Consider the following 23,898-nt stretch of genomic DNA (forward strand, 5'->3'; position numbering starts at 1 on the left):
ACTTTTTTGGTGCAACGATTTGTTATGGAGCTTACATCATTCCTCTGTACCTTCCGCCACTATACACTCGCTTTGAATTCAAGTGCGTAAACAGATGAAGGTCGTAACAGGTGTCCCCGCTGCCATGCTTCTACCGGCACCCTGCTTTCCTTGCACACAATATGATCCGGCTGGAATACGGAGTTAATATCATCGTAAGAATTGCCGGTGATTTCATAAAGGATCGTTTCCCCGGAAGCCTCGAAGGCCTGCAAATCCAGCACGGCCGTTACCTCCTCCAGACTTCGGTTAACGATAAATACGGTTACTTTGCTGCCGTCGTCATTCGTCCCGGCCACAATGTCCAGGTCCAAAAGCGCGTCAAGCTCCACAGGCGTCTTCTTGCTTGATGCCACGGAGAAAGTTCCGCATTCCGCTTGAACGGGGAGAATACGCCGGACGTCCCGATTCGCGTAAAGCTTTAACACTTCATAGGTCGGCGTCCCGTATATCGTGAGCGGAAGCCCGCTCCATCCGGGCTCCTTGCCGCAATACTGATCCGCATAGTAGTCCCCGACCCGTATGCATCCTCCAAGCCAGCCATTAACAAGATCGGAGAAGCTGCCGATATGCACCATGTCGCTGCAGCGAATCATTTCGTTCAGGTTGGCGGCATTAGCCACCGCGGCACCTAACGTGTGCTCGTTCGGCAGGCCTTTTCGCACTGTATTTGGATAGTACATTGTGTTGTACTCGGTGATCGCCAGCTTCACGTGGCTATGCTTCGACTGGGATCGGATCAACTCCGTCGTCTGCCGGATATGGTGCCGGGTCCACTCGGGATAAGAGGCAATCGCTTTATATCGTTCCTCTGCCGGCGTATCCCGGTTCATGCCGAAGGGTCCGTAACCGTGATACAAATGCAGTGTCAAATAATCCATATACTCGCCTGCCAGATCCAGCACGGTTCGGTTCCATTCCTGCTCGTAATGCCCGCAGGCCAGCAGCACGATGGAAGCGTCCGCCTCCTTCATGGCCTTGGCAAACGATATCGTCCGCTCGCCAAACCGGTCTGCCGTACAAGTGCCGACCTGCCATTGGCCCCATACTTCGTTGCCGATCTCCCAATACTTGACGTTATACGGCTCAGGGAAACCATTTCGGGCTCGCAGAGCTCCCATCGGCGTATCAACGCTCCCATTGCAGTATTCGATCCACTTCGCAGCTTCTTCAGGTGTACCCGATCCATCGTTCACGCATATCAAAGGTTCCACCTGCAGCTCGCGGCAAAAGCGGATGAATTCGTCCGTTCCGAAATATTTGCTGGTCCATCCTCCCCAAGCCTCGTTGTACATGACCGGTCGCTCCAGAACGGGGCCGATGCCATGCTCCCAATGGTATGCGCTGATGTAATTGCCCGCGAGCCTCATCATGCCCGCATTCAGCCCTCTCGTCATCTCGATCACTTCACGCTTCACCATCGCAATGCTATCGATCGGCAGCAGAGACACGTGATCGATCCAGAGCATGCCGGTGGATACGTGATCGATCCACCTTGGATGCTCGGCCGGAACATACACCCGGATCTCGGCATCGCTGCAAGCGCGTTTTATGGACAGCTCTCCCTCGTATTCCTGCCAGTTGTGGCTGCCCAGCTCTATGCGAAGCTGTCCAAGCGTTTCTTCCGTGCGCCGGTCCACGGCATCGACCGTTACGGATTGAAGCTCAATGGAAGCGCGGGCAACAAGCCGGACCGTATACTTCATCGGACCCTTTAATGCCGCTTTCTGCGCAATGCCGGCATAGGCTTCGTCATCGCTCAGGATGCGGATGCGCTGGGCGCGTCCCGAATGCCGGGGTGCCGGGGCTTCCATCGCGTACCCGGTGTTTCGCCCGTTGGTATAGGCGCGCCAGCTTCCCGATACAGGCGTCTTGGTCTCCGCCTCGCTTTCAAAATCCATGTCCTTCAGCGGAAACGCGAGCATCGCCTCCATATGGTCCCGAATATCCTCCACAAAATGCCCGAACAGATAAGGATTGATCGTATGATCGCTCTTTCGGCTGCAATTAATGGTAATCGTTGCGTTCGTTTTCAACATAAAACCTCCCAAAGGAATTTTAGGCTCGCCCGTACGATCGGTATCGGAAATTAACCTTTAATCGAGCCAATCATGACGCCTTTAACGAAATGCCGCTGCACGAACGGATACATCAACAGTACAGGTAAACTTGAGACGATAATTACCGCGTATTTAATACTCTCGGCAAGTAAAATACTATCCTCCAGTCCAACGCTGCCGTCCACGGAAGCGGATTGGCTGATCAGCAAAATTTCGCGCAGCACCAGTTGAAGCGGGTGCAAATTCTCGTTGCGAATATAGATGAGTGCATTAAAGAATGAATTCCAGTGACCTACCGCATAAAACAAAACCATGACTGCCAGGATCGGCTTGGACAGAGGCAGAATGATACTGAAAAGCAGCCTCCAGTTGGAGCAGCCGTCGATATGGGCGGCCTCCTGCAGCTCCCAGGGAATGCTTGATTGGAAATAGGTCCTCATCACGATCAGATTGTAAGTAGCGATGGCGCCGGGAACAATCAGCGCCCACATCGTATCGACCATTCCCAAATCCTTGACCAGCAGATACGTTGGAATCAACCCTCCGCTGAAGAACATGGTCAGCGTGATAAACACCATGATGGCATTGCGCCCCGGAAGGTCAGGCCTCGATAGCGGGTAGGCCGCCAAGATCGTCATGATAATATTGATCACTGTACCGACGATCGTATATAAGATCGTGTTGCGATATCCTATCCAAATCTTTTCGTTTTGCAAAATATTCGCATAGGCATCCAGCGTGACGCTTTTCGGCAGCAGCCAAACTTCGCCATTCAATACCCTTGTCGGATCACTGAACGAAGCGCTGACAATAAAAATCAACGGGTACAGCACAATGACGATAATGATCACAGCGATCGCGTATATAATGACATCGAATACCCGCTCATTCGCGGCTTCTTTTACTGTCGACGGCTTGGACATGGCGCGTCCCCTCCTTTACCATAAGCTTGTCTCTGACGTCTTGCGCGCAATCCGGTTTACGAACAGCAGCAGGATCAGATTAATGACCGAATTAAACAGCCCGATCGCAGCCGTGTAACTGTATTCTCCCTTTAAAATGCCTGTCGTGTAGACAAACGTGGAAATGACGTCGCTCGATTCCAGATTCAAGTTGTTCTGCATCAACAATATTTTCTCAAAGCCAATGTTCATGAAATGGCCGATATCCAAAATAAGCAAAATGATCACGACAGGCGCGATTCCCGGCAAAGAGATGTGCCAAATGCGCCGCAGCCTCGACGCTCCGTCCATTTTGGCCGCCTCGTAGAGCTGCGGGTTCACCCCGCTCAGTGCCGCAATATAGATGATGGACTGCCACCCCATGTTCTGCCAGATGTTAGAACCGATAAAGATGGTCTTGAACCAGCTGGCTTCCTCGAGAAAGCGGATCGGCGTACCGCCAACGGCCTCAATCAACAGATTGATCGGACCGCTATTGGGCGAGAGGAACACGTTCAGAATGCCCACGATCACGACCACCGAAATAAAATGCGGAATGTACGTAATGTTCTGCAGCCATTTGCTGAAAGTCTTGTTGCGTATTTCATTGATGATCAACGCCAGCAAGATCGGAATCGGGAAGGCGATCAACAAGGAAAACAAATTGATGGAAAGTGTATTCCACAACAGCCGCCAAAAATAATACGAATCGAAGAAACGTTCGAAATGCCCGAAGCCCTCCCAGCTGCTGCCGAGGATCCCTTTTGCCGGATTGAAATTTTTAAACGCGATTTGCAGCCCGTACAACGGACCATAATGAAAGACCAGATACCAGACGACCGGCAGAAGCAGCATGAGATACAGGTCATATCGCTTGGCCATTTGCCTTAAAAGACGGGAACCCCGCCTCGAATCGCTTCGAGGCAGAGCCATTGATGTATCGGCTTTGACACGCTTCAAGGGCATCCACTCCTTATCCATGATGTAGCAGCATTATTTCTGCATCTTGTCATAGGCATCCTGATACAATTTCTCCAGCTCGTCTACTTTCATCTTCTTGAGCGTGGATTGGAATTCTCCCCACTTGTCGAAGCTAAGCGCGCCAACAATGAATTTCGTGCTTTGCTCTTCGTAATATTTGTCGATATCATTTCGCAGGATGTTGACCTGCTGTGCGGTTTGCTCATCAAACATCGGAGCCGCATAACGAACCTCCGGCATGAACGGATCCAGCTTCTGCTGCGCCTCCTGTACCTGCGGCGGATTGATGAAAGAAGAAACCTGCTCGCTGATGAGATGAGGTGCCCCTCCCCCGGCGTAAGGCGTGATTTTGGCCTGATTGGTAATATCCTTCAGGAAATCCTCGGTATAGAACGGAATCCCGTCCTTGAGCTCATAATGCTCTCCTTCCCTGCCGAACCTCAGAAGCGTCGATCCTTCGTCACTATAGAAATAGTCGATCCAGCGCATCGTTACTTCCGGGTACTTATTAATGGACGTGATGGCAAAGGCTCCAAAATCCCGCGCAATCGGCAAGGCCTGGCTTTGCATCCGATCTCCGTTCGGGCCAGCCGGAGGCACGATTCCGGTATACTGGTCCTGGATCGACAAGAAATTATTGTTGGTCTGGTCAAAGAAGAATCCCGCATTGCCCGACCCCTGCTTGGCCAAATATTGCGCTTCGGTGTGTGAGAATATCTCGGGATCCAGAAGCTTCTCCTTGTAAAGCTTGTTTAAGTACATGAGCATCTCTTTATTCTTGTCGCTGCCCATCCAGATGCTGACTTTGTCATTCTCGATATTGACGTTATAGCCGAGCTGGGAATCCAGTCCGAATGATCCGCTCATTGCGGCCACAACCGGCAATCCGAGCCGAGCCGTCATCGGGATTTCGTCCTGTTTACCGTTGCCGTTCGGGTCCCCGTCACGGAAGGCCAGCAGCACTTCATACAATTCTTCCGTCGTCTCCGGCACCTCCAGATTCAGCTTCTCCAGCCACATCTGGTTGATCCATTTCTTATCCGTCCGTGCCGCGCCCAGTGTTACAATGCCCGGAATCGCATAGATATGCCCCTCCGGCGTTGTGATGCCCGAGCGAATTTCGGGATATTGCTCCATCAATTTTTTCAGATTCGGCGCATATTCATCGATTAGGCCTTCCAGCGGAATCAATTGCCCTGCCGATCCGTAGCGAACGGCCTCGAGCGGTGATAGGCCGGAACGGAACAAGGCATCAGGCAGCTCGTTGGAGGCGAATAACAGATTTTTCTTCTCCTGGAAACCATCCGTCGGCGCTTCAATGAATTCAACCTTCACATTGCTCAATTTCTCGTAATCCTGAAATACCGGCATCTCTTTGAACGGACCGTTCACGGGTGCAATCCGGGTGAACATCTTGAGATCCACGGGCTGCTCTACAATCGGAAACCCTGTAGCATGAACCACATTCTCTGTACCTTCGGGTGTTGCCTCTTTCTTCGAACCTCCATCGGAACTGCATCCAGCCAGCATCAAGCTGGAAGCGATCATTGTGATGACCGCGTTTCTTCCCCAGCGTTTACGCATAAATAAGCGACCCCCATATCCCTTCATTCACCAAGCGCCATTTGTAAGCGTTTACTATTGGTGTGTGATTATTATAATTCACCCTTCAAGACGGCCCATTACAAAAATATGACCATTTACTCCACATATTTTACGGTTTGTGAGCGGCGGCCTCCCCGCACGGCTCTTCTGCCGATCTGAATACTTGGTTTTGGGCCTATCCTCTTCCCAAGCGGTTCAAATACTCCTGCGGGGTTACCCCCGTTATTTCCTTGAATACTTTAAAAAAATAGTTATGGGTCGTGAATCCCACTTGATTGCTGATTTCCTTGATCGAGTATTTGCCGCTTTCCAGCAGCTTCCGCCCTGCGTCAATTCGAACCCGATTCAGATACTCCGAGAACGTTCGCTGCGTTTCTTCCTTGAATATTCTGCTTAAATAAGAAGAGTTCAGGCCGATTGCGCCCGCGGCAAGCTCCAGCGTGACATAACCCGGATACCTCTCCAGAATAAAATGAACAGCCTGCGTGACATGGCGGGAATACGGTCCCGCTGCACGATGCTGCTTCAGCAGGGCAAGCAAGTCCGCATAGTAGGATTGAAGCCATTGCACCAGCTCCCCGACACTGCCGATTCTTCCGAGCTCGCTTCTTGAAGGAAGCTTCTCCTTCGCGGCTCCAACAGATGGCATCCATGTCTTCCACGCCTTATCCCCGGTTTGCATGAGCTCACTGACGATCATCTGGATCGTATGCGAATGGACCGGAAGATGACGGATTGAAGCAAAAACAGAGGCGATTAAACCGTGCACGCCTTCGATGTCCAGTCGTTCAATCGAAAGCAGCAGCTGTTTGTGTTCCTCGATCGTCAAAGATACGCGCTGATGGTTGCCACCTGCAAGTCCCCCCGCCCGGCCCGGCATCCTTGGTGCCGCATGGCTTCCGGACGGCTCCATGGTGGAAGCGTCGAGCATCCGCTCAGCGGAGCTATAACTTGAGCCAAGTTGTGACAAGCTGGTGCATACATGTCCGACGGAGACCACGCATTTTAAATTAAGGAACAGCTCAAGCGCATGCTGAAGCTTTCTCATCCGTCCAGCTATCTCGTTCTTGATGGCATGCTCGCTCCGCTCCTTGAACGCAAACACGACAATAAACCGTCCATCCTCCACGTAAGCCGCCGTCCGCTCCTGAATATCACCCAAGCTCTGCTGCATCATATCGACCACCTGCTGAACCAGCCGGTTCGTTTGCACGTCGCTGTATGACTCCGTCAGCAGCAGAAACGGAACAATCTGCACAGCCGCTGCCGCATAGCTTAAGGCGTGGGGGTACAGGCGGTTTTTTTTTGAAAAAGCTTCCACCTCGGTGGTTCTATCCTTCCTCCCGCTAACGAGATACACAATATAATCACGGAGCAGCACGGGACTCGGCCTTTCGGCCACGGCCTCGTTAGTCATGCGTTCTTCCAGCAACCGATCTTCCTGCCGCAATTCCAGGACCGCTTTGTTTAATAAGGTGACTAGCGCTGCACCGTCCAGCCGATGCTTCAACAAATAATCGATGGAGCCGTTCTTCAGGCACTCCCGCACGTAGTCATAATCATCAAAGCTACTGAGCATAATCGTCTGAATGGACGGAGACCGTTCTTTGATCGCCCGGTTGAGCTCTACACCGTTCATTTCGGGCATATTCACGTCAATGATCGCAATATGCGGGGGAGACTGCTCAATCATGGCCAAGGCCATCAATCCGTTATGCGCTTGGCCGCATAATTCGAATCCATGCTCATTCCAGTCCAATAACGTTCTCAGATCATGCCGCACGAGCGGCTCATCATCAACGAGCAGCACTTGAAACATAGCTTTATATCACCTCTTGTCGGGATTTGTCCTTACTCTCCATTTTTTTCGGCAGCCGGATCTCGGCCTTTGTATATAAACCCGGCTCACTGTACAGCTTGACGCCGTACGAATCGCCGTACATGTGAACGATCCGCTCATGCACATTGCGCACGCCCATACCGCTAAAACGGGAGGTTTCTGCCTTCGTGCCCGTCCCACCCAGCAGGTGCACCCTTTGCCCTTCCGTTATGCCCTTGCCATTGTCGATCACTTCAATCCTCAAATCGCTGCCCTCATCGCATACGCGTATAAGCACAAGTCCTTCCTGCTCCATCGCTCCGATTCCATGAATGATGGCATTCTCCACAAGGGGCTGCAGCATCAGCTTCAGCACCCGGCATTCCAGCAAAATGTCGTCCTCGATCTGGGTAACCATTCGGATCGGCTCCATATACCTGTACTTCACGATCGAGATATAGCGTTCAACATAATCCAGTTCCTCCCTCACCGTCAGAAATTCACTCGAATTGCCCAGAACGCCGCGCATGAGCTCAATCAGCGATCCGGACACCTCTTCGATATTCGGCACGCCATTCATCTTGGCCAAATACTTGATCGTGTTCAGCGAGTTGTATAAAAAATGGGGATGAATTTGCGCCTGAAGCGCCGTTAACTCAGCCTCCCGCTTCTCCTTCTCGCTGACCCGGATCCCTTCCAGCAGTCGCTTCAATTCCTCCACCATGCTGATAAAGACGCGGTACAGCTGCCCGGTCTCGTCTTCGCTTGTTATCTCTTTTCTCGGAAACGTCAGATTCCCTTCCTTCACAAACATCATTAATGACTTCAACCTCCGGATATTAAGGGTGATTCGGGAAGATACCTGCAGCGAACCGATCAGGACAACGATGAAGACGATAACCGATACCTCCGCCAACAGTTTACGGAGCTTTGTCGATTCGCTAAGCAGCGAATCCATCGGTATCAAAGCCAGGGTAGTCCATCCCGTATAACCGGATTGGCGGCTGACAACGATGTAGTCTATGCCGTCAATGGCTTGCTTGATGGCATCCCCATTCCCTGCGAGTTCTCCGTGGATGCTGAGGATCTTCTCGAACGACGGGGCAAAGGACGGCGCCGATTCGGCCTCATAGACAAACCCGCCCTGCTTGTCCAGCACGTAGATCATGCTATCGGTGGTAGGCTTCACCCCGTATGTTTTTTGGATGAAATCATAATTCAAATCCACCATGACAACGCCGATCGGTTCCCGGTTATATCGGATCTCCCGCCCGATCGTGATGGCATCCGACACCCCGGTCTGCTTGAAATACGCATGACGCGATCCATTCTGGAGCATGTAATCCATCATTCCGGTCCCCAAGACCGTCTTGTCCAGCCACGGACCACCCGAGAAAAACACCTTGCCGTTCAAACCGACCACGGCAATCCGTGAAATATAAGGCTTGTAATCGATCAGCACGGATAGAAACTCATCGATCCGTTTCTGCTCTTGAAACCATTCATAGCTAATTTCTTCATGAGGGCTCAGTAAGGTGTCGATCACCGTATTTTTGTTGGTCACCACGACGGTGTTCAGCCGGTCGATCTCTTCCAGCATCATATTCAGTGATTCATCCGCCTGCCTGATGCTGTCCGAAACCGAGGTGATCGCATTTTGCATGATCGTCTCGCGCATGCTCATATACACGATGACCGTAATGGAGACGATGGACACGAGCGTAACCGCACTGAACGCAATGAAAATTTTCCCCTGAATACTTCGTCTGGGTGATATCCACCTTTGAATCGTAGAGAGTTTCATGGCGCGTGTCTCCTTTTTCCAGATCAGAAGAAATCGATAGTAAACGTTTACAAAAACGTATTGCCGTACGTACGGTCAGCATTTAGCTCCGCGCATGGTTATGGGAGGCACCTTATAATAGATCTTGAAAGCCCTGGTGAACGAATACAAATTCGGATAGCCGAGAGACAAGGCAATCTCGGTAATCGTTGCGTCGGTTTCTTGTAACAACCGTTTTGCCTTTTCCATTCGTATGCGCTGAAGGTATTTTAACGGCGGCATTCCTACCTGATGGGTGAACATGTTGGAGAAGTACGACCGATGCACCCCCGCGAATTCGGCAACCTGCTGTACGGAAATCCCCTCGGTGGCATGCAGCTCCATATAATCCAAACACTCGTGAATCCATCCCGCAAGTTCCGTCGGCTGTGCGGAAGCCATATCCGGGACTATCCCGGCGAGCAGCCCATAAATCAAGCCGTGCAGCTCCAGCGATACCGCCGGTTTCCAGCGCTCGACTGCGGCCAGGGCATCAATCACGCGTTCGGAGGATTCTTTGACCTTAGAGGATATCATCTGTTTGCCGAACGGGCTTTCCGGAAACAAGCCGGCCAGCGCAAGCAATGGCTTGACCCTGTTCCCGTCCACTGCCAACCAGCTCATCTGAAGCGGTGTATCCGCGGGAAGTATGTGATAATAATAGGTCCGGCCCGGAAACAGGCAGAACAGATCATTCTTTTGCAGATCCACTCTTTTGTCATCGAACTCTAGCCGCACCATGCCTTCATGTACAAAATGCAGACTATAACACTCGATTCGTTTCGGTCCGACTCTGTAATTGGGCTTGGCAATGCTTCGCCCCGCCCGGACAGGCCAGATCTGTTCCTCTTTATCCAAATATCCCGGCGTATAATAGATGAATTCCGCATATTCATATTCGTATTCCTGCATCATGGCTCCCTCCTCTTCCTTCATTTTTCCATCAAGAATAACAAAATGACAACAAAAATATAACACCTCGCTATTTTTATAACCCGTTATTTTCAATATCATCATACTAGGAGGGGATTACACTTGTCGAGAAGACCTAACATTTTGCTAATCACAAGCGATCAGCAGCATTGGAATACAATCGGAGCCTTTCAGCCTGAAATCTCTACGCCCAACCTGGACCGTCTTGCGCGTCAAGGGACAACGTTCGATCGGGCGTATTGCCCCAATCCCACCTGCACGCCGAGTCGAGCCTCCATCATTACGGGGCAGTACCCGAGCCAGCATGGAGCATGGACCTTGGGGACGAAGCTGCTGGAAGACCGCCATACTGTGGGGGAAAGCTTCCAAGACGCTGGCTACCGGACCGCGCTGGTGGGAAAGGCGCATTTTCAGCCGTTGAAATCAACGGAAGATTACCCATCTGTAGAGGCCTACCCGATTCTTCAAGATTTGGAGTATTGGCGGAATTTTAACGGGCCATTTTACGGATTCGATCACGTCGAGCTGGCCCGCAACCATACGAATGAGGCCCATGTCGGACAACATTATGCCTTATGGCTCGAGGAGCAAGGATGCGCCAATTGGCGGGAGTACTTCCTACCGCCTACGGGAACCATGGATCCCTCCCAAACGTACACCTGGCCCATCCCGGAAAAATACCACTACAACACCTGGATCGCTGATCGAACCAACTCTCTTTTGGAAGAATATAAGAAAGCGGATGACCCCTTCTTTATGTGGGCGAGCTTCTTCGACCCGCACCCGGAATACCTGGTACCGGAACCATGGGCTTCGATGTACGATCCGGAACAACTCACGATCCCATCCCTGACGCCAGGTGAGCATGACCGCAATCCGCCGCACTTCCGCTTGACGCAGGAAGAAGATCCGGATTTTTCGCATCTCGCTGAAACCGGGTTCGGCATTCACGGCTACCGTTCCCATCACTATTACGAATACGGTTCGAAATCCAGGTTAACGGAGTACGACAAGAAGAAGCTGGTCGCTGTGTATTACGGCATGATCAGCATGATGGATAAGTATATCGGCAGCATTCTCGATAAACTGGATGAATTGGGACTGTCCGAGGATACAATCGTTGTCTTCACCACTGATCATGGACATTTCTTCGGCCAGCATGGCCTTCAAGCCAAGGGCGGGTTCCATTACGAGGATTTAATCAAGCTTCCATTCATTGCACGATATCCAGGGTGGGTGCCTGCCGGAAAAAGGACAACTGCAATACAGTCCCTGGTCGACCTGGCCCCTACCTTCCTCTCCTTCTGCAATATACCGATCCCGCCAGCGATGACGGGCATCGACCAAAAGGAAGTGTGGCTCGGTAACGCGGACGCCGCGCGGCAGCACGCTATCTGCGAATTCCGGCACGAGCCTTCGACAATTCATCAAAAAACGTACATCGAGCAGCGCTATAAAATCACCGTTTATTACAATCAAACCTACGGCGAGCTCTTTGACCTAGATGCAGATCCCGGCGAACTGCGCAATTTATGGGACGAACCGGGGTACGAGCAGCTGAAGGCAGAGCTTCTGCTCAAATACATCTGGGCCGAGCTTGGCAAGGAGCCGATGCCGATGCCGAGAATTCATCACGCCTAATGGAAAGGAAAAACGCATACTTTAGCAGGCTGAAAGAACGGTTAACGCTGCTGGCCCGGCTATTTTGGACCTTCTTTCGCATCGGGCCTTCCACCTTCGGAGGCGGATATGCGATGCTGCCCATAATTGAGCACGAAGTGGTGAGCAAGAAAAAGTGGGTAAACGAGGAGGAAATCGGTGAACTTATCTCGCTTGCCGGTTCCGCTCCTGGAGGAGTCGGCGTAAATGCGGCCGCGATGATCGGCCACCGGCAAGCCGGCATTGCCGGGGCTGTTTCGGCCGTGCTTGGCGTGACATGCCCCACGTTTTTGATCGTGATCCTGATCAGCGTAGGTGCCGTGTATTTTCGGGATCAACCCAAGGTTGAAGCTGCCTTAAAGGGGATGCATGGCGCCGTTATTGCGTTGATCGCTGTCGCGGCTTACCGGATGGCCAAACATGCCGTCTTTGATGCAACGACAACGATATCCGCCCTAGCCACCGTATCCGTGATGCTGTTTACAGAGGTGCACCCCCTCTATCTTATTGCGCTAAGCTTACTATGCGGAATGGCTGTCATTCAGATCAAAAAACGGCTGGGCCTTCAAGCGAATACAGAGAAGAAGGCAGGGATCAACAGCTGCCCGGAACTGGAATATTACATTTGAGCGAAACGAATCGGGGCGATTGAAACATGTATTGGGACTTGTTCATGATGTTCATAAGTGTAGGCCTCGTGTCCTTTGGCGGCGGTTATGCGGTAATCCCGGTCATTCAGAAGGAGGTAGCGGAAAAAGGACTGCTGACTGCTGCGGAATTCCAGCAGACCGTGGCGCTGGCCGGCATGGCGCCCGGTTCGATCGCCACCAATGCCGCTACGCTGATTGGCTATCAGTCCGCCGGCTATATCGGAGCCGCCGTCGCAACTGCGGGCATCATCCTGCCGTCGCTGGTCGTCATCGTGCTGCTGTCCGCCCTCTTCTATCGCATGCGGGGCAATCCATATGTACAATCTTCTTTATATGGCCTGCGTCCCGTAACGACAGGACTCATTATATATGCAGCTATTCATTTTGGGTATCCCAATGAGGGTGAAGTGCTCATTCAGGGCCTCATTCCTACGCTGCTGATTTGCGGAGTCTGTTTATTTCTCTTGCTGAAGTATAAACTTCACCCGTTGTTGATACTTCTCATGGCCGGCGCTGCCGGTATTGTTTTATTCTAATAAGTTGGATGGCTGTCGGCCGTACGTGAAGGATTGGACAAGGTTGCCTTTCCAAAGCACGAATAACAAGCCGGAACCTTCATGGTCCGGCTTGTTTTGGTTTCTTTTTTTATGGTGTCATCCGTTCCGAAATCCTCTTGGACATCCACTCGTTTACTTCCCATAGATCAGTAACAGGAGCTCCTGTGAAGGGCAGCGTATGCATGTAACCGGAATTGGCAGGCCCGAATTCAGGCGTCATGCTGGTATAGCTGAACCCTTGCTCGCTCCGGTATTGGATAATTCGTTTCCACCACGTTTCAAATGCGGCCAGTTCCCGGCTATATTCGGGCGCTCCGGGATGGGGAACCTGCGGCCCCTGAGCGTAACCTACGCGCGCGTGTATATGGACGGCACGGCGAATAGCGACCTCCATGTCTTCCGCATAATCCTCCAGCATGGTCTCCGTCACACAGCACCAATGGCTGAAATCAGCCGTAATGCTCAGCTCAGGGAATTCCTCCAGCAAGCGGCGCGTTGTCCATGGCGTGAACATCGCCCGCGATCGGTGGGTTTCATGGCCGATGGTAATGCCGACCTCTTGCTCAATCTTCAACGCGGCTTCGAAAAAAAACAACTGGTCCTCTATCTTCATGCCATCCCGAGCACTATGGGACACGATCAGTTTCGGATCGAAATCGGTTGCCCGGCGTACCTGCTCGGCGAAGGTTTCTTGATGGGGAACGGAAGTGACCACCTGGGCAATATAGTAAAGCTGCAGTTCGGCAAGCAGGTCTTTGAATTCGCGTTCCAGATCCCGAGGAGGCAGCGGGGCTTCAATCCCCGTATAACCGGCCTGTGCAGCCCGCGTCAATTGGTCCCTGTAGCTTCCTTCCATGCCCCATAGGGCTTTATACAGCTGAATATTCAATTCGCGAAGTCTCCTTTTCCCCTTCAGGTTATTCGTTGACGAATTTCGTTCCGGCTATGTTCTTTCCGCGGGCCAGCCACACTTTAAAGCCGGGGTTCTTATCCGGATAGACAAGCGCTTCCGTCGAGAAATACCGCATGGTGTAGCCGCAGCGACGGTACGGGCTAGTATTCGGCTCCGCGCCATGAATGATGCGCGAATCGTGAAGCGAGCATTCTCCCGCTTCCAACTCGAAGTAAACCGCTTGAGACTCATCGACGGAACCGCTCTTGATTTGGGTGTCGAACAAATTGCTCGCCCGGTCCACTTCCTCATAGTCCGAGAAGCCGTTACGGTGCGTACCTGGAATGACCCGCATGCATCCGTTTTCCTTCCAACTGCGGTCGATCGCCAACCATACGGTGATAATTTTGTCGAAGCTGCTTAATCTGCCGTTCCAGTAAGCCGAATCCTCATGCCATGGCGTAGCACGTCCGACATGCGGATCTTTACAGATAAAGTGGCTGGACCACAACCCGATGTTCGGGCCGATGATCGGTTCAACCAGATCCAGTACCTCATCGGATAATAGAAAGTCGAGCAGCCTTTCGTCACGGAAATGCGGCGTATCCAGCTCGTCGGATAATTTGCTGCCCTTCTCCTCCAGTTGCTCTTCAAAGATCGATGTCAGAACCTGCATTTTTTCGGCACTAAAGAGCGGTTTCTTGTACAAGTAGTACCCATTTTCCTTATAAAACTCAACTTCTTGCTTCGAAAGGGCCTGCGTTGTCATCATCATAACCTCCAGTCAAGTAGGGATTTCGTTAACTGTGGTCATTATATCCCGGACGGTCAGAGCCATACTGCGCATTCGTTAGGATAAATGCTGCATATCTTCGGTTATCTCTGCCTTGTTGCGGTACTGTCGGGGGGACATACCTTTTCGCTGACGAAATACCCTTTCAAAATGCCCCAATGTATTAAAGCCGGAGACATAACAAATTTCGGTAACGGGCAGCGAGGATGCCTGAAGCAGCGATTCGGCGAATTGCATTCTGACATTTTGCAGATAACGTTGAAAAGATTGCCCCACGGATTTCGAGAAACACTCGCTGAAATAAGTAGCCGAGTATTGGGCCTGGCCAGCTGCATCCTCCAATCTCAAATCCTCACGGAAATGATGATGAATGTAGATCAGAGCCTTTTGCAGGTTTAAGTTGAGCTGCCGATCTCTCGTCCCGTTCGTGGGCTGAATGCGATTTGCGGCGCTGCCACGATACAGATCCACCAACAGCCGCTGAAGCGTAGCCCGGATCACGATCTCGCCGCCTTCCCGCCAGGTTCCGTTCTCCTCCCTCATCCGTTCATAGTCGGCGAATACCCCCGGGAGCTGCTTCTCCTCAAGTTGTGCTTGCAGCAGAAGTTTCCCGCCGAATAACCAATGGTAGACGTTATCATCCATCATAGCCTCGGTGAAAATGACATTATAAATTTCAAGAGGCTCCTCTTCCAAGGAGACCAACTCATGGAAATCGGCTGGCGTCAGCAAGAAGATGGTTCCAGAAGACAACGGATACGACGAACCGTTGAGCCTGTGTTCGCCTTTTCCGGAAACCACATAACTCAGCTCGTAAAATTCATGCCAATGCAGCGGAATTGTCCCCGGATGAATGCCGTGAAACACCTGAACAGGCGCGTGGGGCTGCAATTGGTAATCCTCATTGGTTAGCCTGGGAGGCTGCTTGGTTGCCACTTAAGACGCCTCCTTCTCGCTTTTGATTTTTACAATAATTCCAACACGGATAAGAAAAACAGGCTAGAATCCTCTTCGAGCGATGTCCTGCCGGTGCGATTCGGCCAGCCTTGCGAAGTATCGAATGATGAAATCCCTGAACAGTACCGCAGTATGCATGAGGTATCGGTCCTCGGGCCAAGACAAGGAGATTGAGCGTTTGCACCAGCTTTCTTCGAGCCGCAGTTGCACGACATCCGGTCCGGTTGATCCGCCCCACGTAACGGCTGGCAGGAAGGCAACACCCTGACCGGCTCGAATTAATCCTCGGACGGTAGCGGGATCGTCGCTCTCAAATCGGATATGGGGGATAAATCCGGCAAGGCGGCAAAAGGCATCGGTTGTTTCACGCAACGATTTTCCCGGAGGCAGGGTAATGAAGCTCTCTTCCTTAAGCTCCTGCAAGCTGACATGGTTTCGATCCGCGAGCGGGTGCCCGGCGGGAACGGCAACCACGATATCCTCTTCGAGCAAGCAGACCGACGCTGTTCCCTTTGGTGGTGTTGCGCCATCGGATAGGCACAAATCGAAGCTCGGCATACCTTCGAATGACGAAACATGCTGCTGTAATTGAAACTCTGCATTCGGCCATTCTTTGCGGAAATCAGCCAATAGATCCGGCAGTAAATGCGAGGAGACGCGAACATCAAGCGTGATGGCGGCGGGGACGCTGCCATTAGCATCCTGCAGCTGCAGCTTTCCATCCTCCAGCGCTTGCAGCGCGATATCCACTTGATGCAGAAACAGCTTGCCGTGCTCGTTCAGCCGTATCGTTTTACGCTCCCGTTTGAACAGCTTGGTTCCCAGCTCGGCTTCAAGCGACGCGATCATTTTGCTAAGTGCCGGCTGAGAGATATGTAGGCTATGGGCTGCTTTTGTCATGTGCTGCATGCGGGCGGCAGTCTGAAAATACTTTAATTGCAACAGTTCCATTCCGATCCCCACTTTCCACAATACATAACCTGTAAGTTATTATTAATATAATTTAATATATATTAGGGTTCATGAAATATACAAGATATAATAGTCTCAAATCGTAAGGATAGGGGACAATCAACTTGATCGTACAGATATTATCAGGAAAAGTTGCAGGCGAAAAATTAAAAGGTTCGTATGTATTCCGGGGCATCCCTTATGCAGCCCCGCCAATCGGTAAGCGAAGATTCAAGCCTCCGGCACCTCCGCTCTCCTGGCTAGGCGTGAGGCAGTGCAATCAATTCGGACCTATCGCACCACAGAAGCATAATCCGCAAAGCAGCATGCCGGAGCTTGTGCAGTCCGAAGACTGCCTAAACTTGAATGTGTGGACTTCAGGTGCAAGCGATAAGCTAAAGCAAGTCATGGTCTATATCCATGGCGGCGGTTTCGTATCGGGCAACGGAGCGGAGTGTGATGGATCACGATATGCAGCAGAGGATGGAATCGTCTACGTATCGATCAATTATCGGCTTGGTGCGCTAGGTTTCTTATATTTGGGAGGAGTGCTGGGCAAAAAGTATGAAACCTCCGGTAACAATGGAATGCTGGATATCGCTGCTGCCCTCCAATGGGTCCAGCTTAATATTGCCGCTTTCGGCGGCGACCCGTCGCGCGTAACCGTCATTGGCAACTCTGCCGGGGCCAAGTGTACCGCCACCCTCTACGTGATGGAAGCGACACAGGGCTTATTTCACCGGGCCATTGCCCAAAGCGGCGCAACGCAGTCGATACGGGATTGCCAAACCGCCAATGTCACGACTCTCCGGCTGCTTGAAGAGCTGGGGTTATCGCAAGCGCAGGCGCATCAGCTGCTTGAACTTCCTGCGGAGAGAATCATCGAAGCGCAGTCGGCGATCGGCTCCGACACCTCGCGCAGTCTGCATATGTTCGGCCCGGTTGCCGACGGCCATGTCATTCCGTTGGATCCGCTGGCGAGTCTAGCCGGGAACGCCGACCTTCCACCGCTGCTGATCGGCACGAATGAGAATGAAGCGGCTATTTTTATCCATAACGATCCCGTGCTTCAGTCTCCGGCTTTCGAGACGCTCGAACGATTCTTCGGAGGGAATGCCGCTGTGGCGTGGAATGCTTATGCTCGTTATGAGCAATCGATGGCCTCGGGTGAAGCGTGGAGCAAAGCATTGACCGAACATCTCTATACGATTGGAGCGATGCAGTTCGCAGAAGCCGTGGCATCGTCCGGAACATCGGTATGGATGTATCGGCTCCAAGGCGGCGGCTCGCTAGGCGCGATACACGGTTATGAAGGCAGTCTCATCCATGCGGTGGTAACCTGCAATCCTATGTCCGAAATGACCACCAATGAGGATCCGTATGCTGTAGCAGCCGAGAGCTGTGCGCTGGCACGCGCCATGCGGGAAGCATGGGTTGCATTCATACAGAGCGGAGACCCAAATATCCGTGCGCTGCCGGTTTGGACCGTCTTTGGGAGCGGGCACCCCACCATGGTACTGGACCAAAACTGCTGCGTTCGCTATGACCTGCCGGTTCCGGCTGGGATCGGCATTCCTCATCAGGTTTGGAGGATAGTCTGATGCAGTTGGTCGATATTGCCCTCGTTATGGTGCTGCTCGGACTCCTTCTCGGTTTTGTAGGTGCAGGCGGCTCAGGTTTCATTATATCCATCCTGACCGTCGTATTCGGTTATCCCATTCATACCGCGCTGGGTACCGCACTCGCGGCGATGTTCTTCTCGTCGCTTTCCGGTTCTGTCAGCCATTACCGGGAAGGGAACATGACACTGAAGACGGGGGCCGTCGTCGGCTTGGCCGGTGCGGCAGGGGCATGGATCAGCTCGGGCTGGTCCTCGCTGATTCCCGAGGATAAGCTGGGCTTCATGACATCCGGCATGTTGTTCGCCTCTGGACTAGCCTTATGGTTCAGGATGCTGTACGTCTCACGTCGGTCGAAGGCTTCCGGGGACTCGGTGCCACCCGTCATCCATGGCTTCCGATACTGGCTGCAGGCGCTGCTCATCGGACTCATAACCGGCGCCTTATCGGGGCTGTTCGGAATCGGCTCCACCCCTTTCATCCAGTTAGGGCTTATGCTGATCCTCGGCATGTCGATGCGTTTTGCCGCAGGCACGACCATGCTGGTCATTATGCCAATCGCACTGGCTGGAGGAGCCGGGTACTTCTCGATCGGGTACCTGGATGTTCAACTGCTCGCCGCTGTCGTGATCGGTACGATGTCCGGCTCGTATGTGGGGGCAAAGTTTACGAAGCGGGTACCCGTTGTCTGGCTGAAAACCTGCATGGTCCTCACCCCAATGATTGGTGCTGCCATTCTATTGCTGTAAGGACCACCCAACTGGTGGCCCGAATCCCCACAGAACCCGGCGCGCGGATTTCCCGCACCGGGCTCTTCAGAAATGGCTTCACAGCATAGCGTAAGTCTCCGATCCACATAAAGATCAGAGACAGGAAAAAATACGTATATTTATAATGGATCTGCGCCTTCTTCTCCAGGGATGCATTCATTCGAAAGAATATGACCACCAGCATTAATATTAAAGTGGCGAGGAAAATGATCAGGACAAGCTTCCAATCATGCCCGTCGGTGATCAGAGGCAGCAAGCCGGTCGCAAGGGACGGAGCGAAGTTGGATTGGATCAAACGCAAACAGGCCATAATCAAGATGAAATCGATATCCACTTTACAGAGATAAGCAGCAGGAAGATGATTGACGGTAAAACCGATCACGGATGTGAGTGTGGGAACAAGGAAAATCTGAAGCGGATGCCTGAGCCAATTCGGATCCCGGTGACCCATATGGCGATCACCATGGCTGCGATTTCGGGCAGGATGAACTCATGATTATGACTAAGTTCCGAAGCCGCGGCCATCAGGATAATCATGGCGAAGGCCATCGTGTAAGCTAAGAGATTTTTCCTTTTCTTCGTGTTCATGCATCCTCCCCTTATTCCGGTAACACTTCTGCGCTTACCTCGTAATGAGAGGTGTCTCCGTACAACTCGATGAATGGATGAGAATCATGAAATACAATTTTGCTTAAGCTCGCTGAAGGAACATCCGGCAAATTCCCCATGTCGCTCAACTGCATTCCGGAATAATGGTTCATTAACGTCTTTAAGGTCATGCGGTGGGTTACGATCAGAACGGTTCCTCCCCGATAGCTTAGCAGGATTCTTTCCACAGCGGTTACCGCCCGATCCAGCAGCTCGGGATAGGCCTCTCCCTGTCCTGTTGGACGGTATAAATGAGGCTTTTGCAAAAAATGATCAAACTCAGCGGTATGCTCATTCTGTATTGTTGGTACGCTTTGTCCTTCCCACAGCCCCATGTGAATTTCCTTCAGTTCATCTAATTTAACGATTCTTTCCGATGTGCTTCCGCAAATCATCTGTGCCGTTGTCAACGCTCTCGGACTGGGACTCGAAAAAATCGCATCAAACGTGACCGTCTGTAACCGGTCACGCAACCGTGCAGCCTGCCGTCTGCCTTCAGGTGTTAACGGTGAGTCCATATGCCCCTGCATCTTCTGTTCCACGTTCCACTGGGTCTGGCCGTGTCTTACGAAATAAATGGTGGTGGTCGTCATGTTGCTCCCTCCTTTGTTGGTAATTGAAGTATACGTCCGCAATGTATAAAATAAAAATATATGTTTTATATTATGTATTAACAAAATGTATAGAAGGTGATGGGATTGTCTCTCAATCTGCATGCATTGATGCTGTTCTATAACGTCGCTCTTGCCGGAAGCGTTACCGAGGCCTCCAAGAGGCTGAATATCAGCCAGCCTGCCATCTCTGCCCAAATTCGGAATTTTGAAAAACAGTACAACGTCATTTTATTTGAGAAAAAAGGAAGAAACCTGGTTTTGACCTCTTTTGGCCAAAAGCTGTTTAAACCCACCGAAAAGCTGTTTCTTCTCGAAGAGCAAATCGAAACCATGATTGAAGACTATCATCAACATCCGCAGGGAAAACTTCGGCTCTCCGGAAATTACCTGGCGACCAGCGTTCTGATCCCCAAGTGGGCTTCCTTATTCAAGCAAAGGTATCCGAAAGTGGAAGTGGAAATCACGACGGTGAATTCACAAGTTGCACTTGAAAGATTGACGAATTACGAGGCGGATATCGCCATCTTTGGAAATAGCGAAATCACAAATCAGAATGACCATTCCCTCCATTGCCTGGAATTATATCAAGACGAATTCAAATTTGTGGTTGCGCCGAATCATAAGTATGCCAACAGGCAAATTTCCATGGAAGACATGGTGAAAGAGCCATTTATTATGCGGGAGGAAGGCAGCACGACCCGAAAGAGGCTCCTTGAGCTATGCAGCGTTCAAGATGTCAGCCCACCAAAGATCGAACTGCAATTTAACGGCCTTAATGAAACCATCCAGGCTGTGGTCGCCGGATATGGCGTCAGTTTTGTATCCTCTCTTGTGGCCAGTCCATTCATCAAACGGGGAGAATTAGCTAAAGTGGATGTCATTGGCGTCCGTTTTACCAACAAAATCGTGCTCTGCTCTCATGATAAAGATGATCTGGAGGGATTCATCCGCGATTTTATTTCGATCGCAAAAAAAGGCTAGATCCACGCTGAAATGGTCAATGGTCGTCTATCGATAAAAAAAGGAAGCCGTTTTTTCCGGCTTCCTCCAAATGGTACTATCCATTAATAAGCGGTGATTCTTAGCTCATCTCATCGTTTTGAACGACCAATTTCTTTTCACTCGTCGTTACCGACGCCCCTTCATTTTCCACGTGGGCTTTGACGAAATACTCCCCGCCTTCAGAGAACAGCGTTTTAATCCGGTAATTCCCATCCTGGTCTGGAATGGCAGTGATCATATCATGTTCGGCGCTGTCTTTTTTCCATATTTCGAATTCGACTCGCGCGGTATCGACGATTGGATCGCTTCCCTTCGTTATATGGGCATCTATGAGAATGGCGCGGCCGGATACGAGGACGTCTTGAACAGGATTCACTTCAACTTGCAGCTTTTCCGATTCTTTGGCTTCTCCCCCGCCAACGCCGGAACAGGCGGCAGAAATCAATAAACATACAATTGCAATCAAGGGTAGCACACTTCTTCTCACACGAATCATCTCCAAATCTCGTATAGTCCAAATCTCGTGGTGCATCCTAAGTATACAGAGACAAGTCATTAAGAAATAATATATTATATGTCCGATATATAAATAATAAGTATATATGGTAATCGAAGGAAGCTTCCAATTGCATCAGTAACAAAAAAAGAAGCCCGATTCATCGACTTCTTTTTTGTACTTCCGATTATATAGAACTGATGATTCATCCTGTTAGCTATTACGCATGAATCTAAATTGAGCTAACGTTTTAGAACTCCATAGAACTATAACGATTAAAGCTACTAATGCTGTGACGATAAAGATCGAGAATGGGGCGATACTTGAATCATAATTCGGAAGCAAAAATGAACAAACGTTATTCATTGCATGAAATATGGCTGCTGCAAGTACACTTTTGCCCGTATTTTTATAAAACCAAACAATCAGTATCCGCAAAAAAACGGAACCCGCGCACTGCCATAGGATCCATGCTGGCGAATGATGGTTTTGAAAATGGGGAATGACGTGCCATAGCTGCCAAATAACCCCGAGAACGATGCTGGCCCCTAATGTGTGCCACCGTTTTTCCAGTATGTCGAAAACATAGCCTTGCCAACCAATCTCCTCGCATATAGCTGCGATGAAAAACACCGCGAAGAAGGTCAATACCGTCAGGATGGAAAAGTGCAAGTCAGGGAGCGGTTCCCCCATTAATTTCATGAATCCATATGCACAGATCGTAATGACAGGCATCAAGAGGAAGAGAGGGACAAACCAGATCTTATTCTTCATGCTCATATGAAATGACTTCTTCAATAGTTGTTTGATGCCGCCTGAACCGTGATTCCTATAGACGAGGATGAAAGCCGCGATCATAGGGCACACAAACATAAGAGCACTAAAGGGAAGATTTATCGGAATTTCTTGTTGCCAATGTTCGGCTGCCATTCCGATCAACCAGAACGGAATGGCGAGAATGAAAACCAACAAGAAAAAGATCCAAGGAGTATGATTTGAGGATTTATTGTTTATGTCCATAATTTTAAATAACTCCTATATATTTGTGTGATTTAACATTTTGATATCTTTGATAGTCTTCAAGGTACAATAGTGCTATTCGATCGAATTAAACAGGCTCATGGTAATCATCGTAAAGACTTGACGTTCCAAGTCATTGCGGGAATATTCATTCTGATGGCTAAGATAGTACTTCGAAGTGCTCTCCAGCGTACCGATAATACTGACCGCAGCCAAATTCGAGTCAAGATCACGGAGATAATTTTCATCGCACTTTCCTTCTTCCAGGATCTTTGCCAAGAAGTTGAGATGCTCCTGTCTGAGCAGTTTTAATTCATCCAGAACGTCTTCCTCAAATCCGTTGGAAGTATCATTGAAAACAACATGTGACAAATGGCGGGATTCCAGAAACAAATCAAGATGGTGACGAATCGTTTGCTGAATTTTATCCTTGAGTGGGATGGAAGAATGTAGGTCAGCCTCAATCCGCCGAATAAAGTCCTTAAAAGTACTCTTGACAACCGTTTTAAACAATTGGGATTTCCCTGGGAAATTGTAGTATAGAGTGCCTTTGGCTACCTGCGCACGTAGTGCAATTTCATCCATGCTTGCGCGGTGGTATTCATTCTCAGAAAACACCTCAATGGCAGCTTTAATAATTCTATCTTTACTCAAAATAGGATCTACCTTTCGCTGTAAACTCGGGGAACTCGAATCACAAAAAAAACTGACTTGCAAGTCTAAAAATCAGATTAGCATTCCAGGAAAAATAAGTCAAGCGATGTTATTTCGATGCATTTCTGTAGTTGAGTAGGACAAGTTGTACAAGATATTCCAAATCAATTAGGCAATTCACTGCTGACCATAGCACGGGGAGCCTTCACAAGTGGTACGAACACCGTCGCAGCAGTGAGTGCTGTCCTACTGTTTGTTGTAGCAGTAAATCATTGTGGCCATGCTTAGACAAGTAAATCTCAGCACAGGATCTACAGATAACCAGAATAGCAGTTAATAACTTACTAAAGCCTAATTTCTCGGTGTTGTAAACGAGAAATTAGGCTTTATATATTTGGTCTTTCTTAACGTTGTAT

At 50.5% G+C, this 23,898-nt stretch carries 22 protein-coding genes; 6 read left to right on the plus strand and 16 right to left on the minus strand.

Translation table 11 applies throughout. The features are described from left to right. Window positions 1-59: 59 nt before the first annotated feature. The 7 genes from ACOZB4_RS24205 to ACOZB4_RS24235 all read right to left on the minus strand — a co-directional run bounded on the left by ACOZB4_RS24205 (window position 60) and on the right by ACOZB4_RS24235 (window position 10,179). Window positions 60-2,075 carry an alpha-L-arabinofuranosidase C-terminal domain-containing protein gene (locus ACOZB4_RS24205; protein ID WP_379414458.1) on the minus strand — a complete coding sequence of 672 codons (2,016 nt, stop codon included), beginning with the start codon at window positions 2,073-2,075 and terminating at the stop codon, window positions 60-62. Window positions 2,076-2,128: 53 nt separating this feature from the next. Further along, window positions 2,129-3,022, minus strand: a complete 894-nt coding sequence (locus ACOZB4_RS24210) for a carbohydrate ABC transporter permease (protein ID WP_379414429.1) — start codon at window positions 3,020-3,022, stop codon at window positions 2,129-2,131. 15 nt (window positions 3,023-3,037) lie between these two features. Continuing rightward, window positions 3,038-4,006, minus strand: coding sequence for an ABC transporter permease (locus tag ACOZB4_RS24215; protein WP_379414457.1), 969 nt, complete (start codon window positions 4,004-4,006; stop codon window positions 3,038-3,040). A 27-nt stretch (window positions 4,007-4,033) separates the two neighbouring features. Continuing rightward, on the minus strand, window positions 4,034-5,605 hold the full coding sequence (locus tag ACOZB4_RS24220; protein ID WP_379414428.1) for an extracellular solute-binding protein: 1,572 nt from the start codon (window positions 5,603-5,605) through the stop codon (window positions 4,034-4,036). Between the two features lie 196 nt (window positions 5,606-5,801). Beyond that, window positions 5,802-7,445 (minus strand): response regulator, encoded by a 1,644-nt coding sequence (locus ACOZB4_RS24225; protein WP_379414427.1) that lies wholly within the window; start codon window positions 7,443-7,445, stop codon window positions 5,802-5,804. Window positions 7,446-7,449: 4 nt separating this feature from the next. Continuing rightward, entirely contained in the window at window positions 7,450-9,249 is a 1,800-nt protein-coding gene (locus tag ACOZB4_RS24230; protein ID WP_379414426.1) for a sensor histidine kinase, read from the minus strand. 75 nt (window positions 9,250-9,324) lie between these two features. Further along, a complete protein-coding gene (locus ACOZB4_RS24235; RefSeq protein ID WP_379414456.1) occupies window positions 9,325-10,179 on the minus strand; it encodes an AraC family transcriptional regulator in 855 nt (284 codons plus the stop codon). A 123-nt stretch (window positions 10,180-10,302) separates the two neighbouring features. Here ACOZB4_RS24235 and ACOZB4_RS24240 point away from each other — a divergent pair, with 123 nt between their 5' ends. The 3 genes from ACOZB4_RS24240 to ACOZB4_RS24250 are packed head-to-tail and all read left to right on the plus strand — an operon-like array spanning window position 10,303 to window position 13,045. Then, window positions 10,303-11,841: a sulfatase family protein gene (locus ACOZB4_RS24240; protein WP_379414425.1), complete on the plus strand. Its 1,539-nt coding sequence runs from the start codon at window positions 10,303-10,305 to the stop codon at window positions 11,839-11,841. After that, the gene (locus ACOZB4_RS24245; RefSeq protein WP_379414424.1) at window positions 11,841-12,488 is read left to right on the plus strand and encodes a chromate transporter; all 648 of its coding nucleotides are present in this window, start codon (window positions 11,841-11,843) and stop codon (window positions 12,486-12,488) included. The genes ACOZB4_RS24240 and ACOZB4_RS24245 overlap by 1 nt, the downstream gene beginning before the upstream one ends. 26 nt (window positions 12,489-12,514) lie before the next feature. Next, the gene (locus tag ACOZB4_RS24250; protein ID WP_379414423.1) at window positions 12,515-13,045 is read left to right on the plus strand and encodes a chromate transporter; all 531 of its coding nucleotides are present in this window, start codon (window positions 12,515-12,517) and stop codon (window positions 13,043-13,045) included. A 109-nt stretch (window positions 13,046-13,154) separates the two neighbouring features. On the opposite strand, the gene ACOZB4_RS24255 is transcribed toward ACOZB4_RS24250, so the two are convergent. From ACOZB4_RS24255 to ACOZB4_RS24270, 4 genes are all read right to left on the minus strand, one after another. Next, a complete protein-coding gene (locus tag ACOZB4_RS24255) occupies window positions 13,155-13,955 on the minus strand; it encodes a sugar phosphate isomerase/epimerase family protein (protein ID WP_379414422.1) in 801 nt (266 codons plus the stop codon). A 28-nt stretch (window positions 13,956-13,983) separates the two neighbouring features. Beyond that, window positions 13,984-14,730, minus strand: a complete 747-nt coding sequence (locus tag ACOZB4_RS24260; RefSeq protein ID WP_215163316.1) for a phytanoyl-CoA dioxygenase family protein — start codon at window positions 14,728-14,730, stop codon at window positions 13,984-13,986. A gap of 78 nt (window positions 14,731-14,808) precedes the next feature. After that, window positions 14,809-15,687: an AraC family transcriptional regulator gene (locus ACOZB4_RS24265; RefSeq protein WP_379414421.1), complete on the minus strand. Its 879-nt coding sequence runs from the start codon at window positions 15,685-15,687 to the stop codon at window positions 14,809-14,811. Window positions 15,688-15,750: 63 nt separating this feature from the next. After that, window positions 15,751-16,659: a LysR family transcriptional regulator gene (locus ACOZB4_RS24270; RefSeq protein WP_339270221.1), complete on the minus strand. Its 909-nt coding sequence runs from the start codon at window positions 16,657-16,659 to the stop codon at window positions 15,751-15,753. 125 nt (window positions 16,660-16,784) lie between these two features. On the opposite strand from ACOZB4_RS24270, the gene ACOZB4_RS24275 reads away from it, so the two are divergent. Together ACOZB4_RS24275 and ACOZB4_RS24280 are read left to right on the plus strand one after the other, a co-directional pair. Next, window positions 16,785-18,260 carry a carboxylesterase/lipase family protein gene (locus ACOZB4_RS24275; RefSeq protein WP_379414420.1) on the plus strand — a complete coding sequence of 492 codons (1,476 nt, stop codon included), beginning with the start codon at window positions 16,785-16,787 and terminating at the stop codon, window positions 18,258-18,260. Then, window positions 18,260-19,027, plus strand: coding sequence for a sulfite exporter TauE/SafE family protein (locus ACOZB4_RS24280; RefSeq protein WP_379414419.1), 768 nt, complete (start codon window positions 18,260-18,262; stop codon window positions 19,025-19,027). Before ACOZB4_RS24275 ends, ACOZB4_RS24280 begins: the two co-directional genes overlap by 1 nt. On the opposite strand, the gene ACOZB4_RS24285 is transcribed toward ACOZB4_RS24280, so the two are convergent. Beyond that, window positions 18,990-19,499 carry a hypothetical protein gene (locus ACOZB4_RS24285; RefSeq protein WP_379414418.1) on the minus strand — a complete coding sequence of 170 codons (510 nt, stop codon included), beginning with the start codon at window positions 19,497-19,499 and terminating at the stop codon, window positions 18,990-18,992. The two genes, ACOZB4_RS24280 and ACOZB4_RS24285, sit on opposite strands and share 38 nt — an antisense overlap. A 148-nt stretch (window positions 19,500-19,647) precedes the next feature. Continuing rightward, on the minus strand, window positions 19,648-20,289 hold the full coding sequence (locus tag ACOZB4_RS24290; RefSeq protein ID WP_379414417.1) for a histidine phosphatase family protein: 642 nt from the start codon (window positions 20,287-20,289) through the stop codon (window positions 19,648-19,650). Window positions 20,290-20,394: 105 nt separating this feature from the next. Here ACOZB4_RS24290 and ACOZB4_RS24295 point away from each other — a divergent pair, with 105 nt between their 5' ends. Next, complete coding sequence (locus ACOZB4_RS24295) at window positions 20,395-21,291, plus strand: LysR family transcriptional regulator (RefSeq protein WP_256720820.1); 897 nt, start codon at window positions 20,395-20,397, stop codon at window positions 21,289-21,291. A gap of 100 nt (window positions 21,292-21,391) precedes the next feature. Here ACOZB4_RS24295 and ACOZB4_RS24300 read toward each other — a convergent pair whose 3' ends face one another. The 3 genes from ACOZB4_RS24300 to ACOZB4_RS24310 all read right to left on the minus strand — a co-directional run bounded on the left by ACOZB4_RS24300 (window position 21,392) and on the right by ACOZB4_RS24310 (window position 23,482). After that, window positions 21,392-21,799, minus strand: coding sequence for a FixH family protein (locus tag ACOZB4_RS24300; RefSeq protein ID WP_379414416.1), 408 nt, complete (start codon window positions 21,797-21,799; stop codon window positions 21,392-21,394). Between the two features lie 222 nt (window positions 21,800-22,021). Beyond that, the gene (locus ACOZB4_RS24305) at window positions 22,022-22,828 is read right to left on the minus strand and encodes a CPBP family intramembrane glutamic endopeptidase (protein WP_379414415.1); all 807 of its coding nucleotides are present in this window, start codon (window positions 22,826-22,828) and stop codon (window positions 22,022-22,024) included. A 75-nt stretch (window positions 22,829-22,903) separates the two neighbouring features. Further along, window positions 22,904-23,482 (minus strand): TetR/AcrR family transcriptional regulator, encoded by a 579-nt coding sequence (locus ACOZB4_RS24310; RefSeq protein WP_379414414.1) that lies wholly within the window; start codon window positions 23,480-23,482, stop codon window positions 22,904-22,906. Window positions 23,483-23,898: the final 416 nt, after the last annotated feature.

This window comes from Paenibacillus sp. NPDC058898, assembly GCF_049316025.1.
GTDB lineage: Bacteria > Bacillota > Bacilli > Paenibacillales > Paenibacillaceae > Paenibacillus_AQ.

What these genes read in the sequence shown, in the direction of transcription:
- ACOZB4_RS24285 (WP_379414418.1), bottom strand. Translation starts at nt 19,499, where the DNA reads ATGGGTCACCGGGATCCGAATTGGCTCAGGCATCCGCTTCAGATTTTC.
- ACOZB4_RS24270 (WP_339270221.1), bottom strand. Translation starts at nt 16,659, where the DNA reads ATGGAACTGTTGCAATTAAAGTATTTTCAGACTGCCGCCCGCATGCAG.
- ACOZB4_RS24235 (WP_379414456.1), bottom strand. Translation starts at nt 10,179, where the DNA reads ATGCAGGAATACGAATATGAATATGCGGAATTCATCTATTATACGCCG.
- ACOZB4_RS24260 (WP_215163316.1), bottom strand. Translation starts at nt 14,730, where the DNA reads ATGATGACAACGCAGGCCCTTTCGAAGCAAGAAGTTGAGTTTTATAAG.
- ACOZB4_RS24230 (WP_379414426.1), bottom strand. Translation starts at nt 9,249, where the DNA reads ATGAAACTCTCTACGATTCAAAGGTGGATATCACCCAGACGAAGTATT.
- ACOZB4_RS24280 (WP_379414419.1), top strand. Translation starts at nt 18,260, where the DNA reads ATGCAGTTGGTCGATATTGCCCTCGTTATGGTGCTGCTCGGACTCCTT.
- ACOZB4_RS24290 (WP_379414417.1), bottom strand. Translation starts at nt 20,289, where the DNA reads ATGACGACCACCACCATTTATTTCGTAAGACACGGCCAGACCCAGTGG.
- ACOZB4_RS24245 (WP_379414424.1), top strand. Translation starts at nt 11,841, where the DNA reads ATGGAAAGGAAAAACGCATACTTTAGCAGGCTGAAAGAACGGTTAACG.
- ACOZB4_RS24220 (WP_379414428.1), bottom strand. Translation starts at nt 5,605, where the DNA reads ATGCGTAAACGCTGGGGAAGAAACGCGGTCATCACAATGATCGCTTCC.
- ACOZB4_RS24210 (WP_379414429.1), bottom strand. Translation starts at nt 3,022, where the DNA reads ATGTCCAAGCCGTCGACAGTAAAAGAAGCCGCGAATGAGCGGGTATTC.
- ACOZB4_RS24250 (WP_379414423.1), top strand. Translation starts at nt 12,515, where the DNA reads ATGTATTGGGACTTGTTCATGATGTTCATAAGTGTAGGCCTCGTGTCC.
- ACOZB4_RS24305 (WP_379414415.1), bottom strand. Translation starts at nt 22,828, where the DNA reads ATGGACATAAACAATAAATCCTCAAATCATACTCCTTGGATCTTTTTC.
- ACOZB4_RS24225 (WP_379414427.1), bottom strand. Translation starts at nt 7,445, where the DNA reads ATGTTTCAAGTGCTGCTCGTTGATGATGAGCCGCTCGTGCGGCATGAT.
- ACOZB4_RS24215 (WP_379414457.1), bottom strand. Translation starts at nt 4,006, where the DNA reads ATGCCCTTGAAGCGTGTCAAAGCCGATACATCAATGGCTCTGCCTCGA.